Genomic DNA, 1844 nt, shown 5'->3' with positions numbered 1-1844 from the left:
TACATGCTCGCCGAGGGGACCGTGCAGGGCTTCCTCCCCCTGAGCTGGGGGAGGAAGCCCTGCACGGTCCCCTCGGCGAGCATGTACGCCTGGTCGAACCGCACACAGAAGCCCACCCTGCCGCTATCCTGGCGCAGGACCTGGTTGCCGCGGGCGCCGCTATTGGACGTGGGCCGCATATGCTCGCGGAAGCAACCCAACACCATGCCTGCCTGTTTGCGGTCATAGTGGGACAGAGCGCGAAAGCGCGGAAGGGCACGTCCCTGGGGCACGTCATGCGCCTGTGGGAGCGGGTCGACCCTACCTTCGGCGAGCGGCTGAGGAGCGGTCTCTCCTCGGGGGAGGGGCTCATTTACGCCGTGCGAGACGCCTCGCTGGGGACCGACAAAAACGGGGAAGCCTGCGTAGCTGACGCGGGAGTAGACGACAAGCGCGTTCTTGTGACGGAGGGGGAATTTGCCACCGTTCTCTCCCAAGGCAAACGCGAAGGAAACATACTCTCCGCCGTCCTCCGAGACGCCTGGGACGGGCGCCGCCGCCGAGCTGAGCGCGACACTCGACAAGACCTCCGCATTGAACGGCTTCGCCAACCGGTTTTTGTGGGTACACTCCCACCGAACGAAGCTTCTGCCGCATGGGGCGCGGGGGGCGAACCCTGTCGACCTGGTGCGACTAGAGACTCGCCTGCGAGACGCAGTGCAGACCGCCCGCACGCGCGGGGAACTGCGGTGGGACCGAGACGCATACGCCCTCTGGGAGCGCCTTTACTCCGACATGGCAGCAGAGCGAGACGACCTTGTCGGGTCCCTCACCGCCCGAGCCGAAGCCCAGACCCTGCGCCTGTCGCTACTGTACGCCCTGTTAGACGGCGCGACGGAAGTGCGTGCGGAACACCTGCGCGCCGCCTACGCTGTCTGGAGCTACTGCGCCCAGAGCGTCGACTACATCTTCGGAGCTGCGGACCCCGTGCGCCGTCACGCTGAGCGCATTCTGCTCGAGCTGCGGGCGCGCGACGGGATGACCCGCACCGCCATCTCTGACCTGCTATACCACAAAGTGAATGCCAAGGACATCGACGCGGCCCTCGAGCTGCTGAACGCCCACAGCCTGGCAAAGAGCGAGCGACACCCGACCGCGGGACGACCCCTCGAGATATGGCGCGCGTGCTGAGCGTGCCCCAGACCCGACCTCAAAAATAAGTGAAGGAGCCATTTCCAAATATGCCGACCGACGTTACCTCTTCACGCCCCGTGAGATACGCATTGACAGTGACTGGGCCCCGCTCGAGCGTCGACGCCCTGCTGCTAGACCTCACGCACCTAAAGCCCGAAGCCTGCTACCTAGACGACCGTACCGCGCACGTCCACTTCGCCTTGCACTACTCTGGCGGCGACGAAAACGAACTGTTGCCTCTGGTAGACCTGGCTTTGGCGCATCCAGAGTGCACCATTCGCGGTGTCGTGGTTCTTGATTTTATGGGGAGCATAAGCTTCAACTATCGCACAGGGATTGACCGCGTTCTGCTTGGACTCGAAGCTGTGGTTCGTGGCATGGCGAACCTGCTAGACGCAACCTCCCCCGAGGACAAAGTGCCTAGATACGACGACCTTGTGAATAAAGCGAGTGCGATTTGGCGCCGCTTAGGGGGCGATGAATCACTGAACGACTGTTACCGCCGCTCATAGAGACCCCCAGACGGCGCTGCCCGCACCCGCGGGGGCGCCGCCTGCCTTCTGCGAGGGAGGACCGTATGCTTGACCCAGGAGAGGACCTTCTCGCACTTGCCGCTGCCGACACGCCGCTTCGCCGAGCGAGCGCGCGCGAACACGCGGGCCCCTGCCCCC

General features: G+C 64.5%; 3 protein-coding genes. 2 read left to right on the top strand and 1 reads right to left on the bottom strand.

The window, feature by feature from the left end; all coding sequences use genetic code 11:
- The coding region (locus EB084_24585) for a hypothetical protein (GenBank protein NDD31441.1) at positions 1-590 on the bottom strand (590 nt) is incomplete at its 3' end.
- Between the two features lie 106 nt (positions 591-696).
- On the opposite strand from EB084_24585, the gene EB084_24580 reads away from it, so the two are divergent.
- Together EB084_24580 and EB084_24575 are read left to right on the top strand one after the other, a co-directional pair.
- The gene (locus tag EB084_24580) at positions 697-1170 is read left to right on the top strand and encodes a hypothetical protein (protein NDD31440.1); all 474 of its coding nucleotides are present in this window, start codon (positions 697-699) and stop codon (positions 1168-1170) included.
- A gap of 50 nt (positions 1171-1220) precedes the next feature.
- A complete protein-coding gene (locus tag EB084_24575) occupies positions 1221-1685 on the top strand; it encodes a hypothetical protein (protein ID NDD31439.1) in 465 nt (154 codons plus the stop codon).
- Positions 1686-1844: the final 159 nt, after the last annotated feature.

The sequence above is a fragment of the Pseudomonadota bacterium genome, from assembly GCA_010028905.1.
Classification (GTDB): Bacteria; Vulcanimicrobiota; Xenobia; order RGZZ01; family RGZZ01; genus RGZZ01.
This window is presented reverse-complemented; position numbering and strand designations above follow the sequence as displayed.

What these genes read in the sequence shown, in the direction of transcription:
- EB084_24575 (NDD31439.1), top strand. Translation starts at nt 1,221, where the DNA reads ATGCCGACCGACGTTACCTCTTCACGCCCCGTGAGATACGCATTGACA.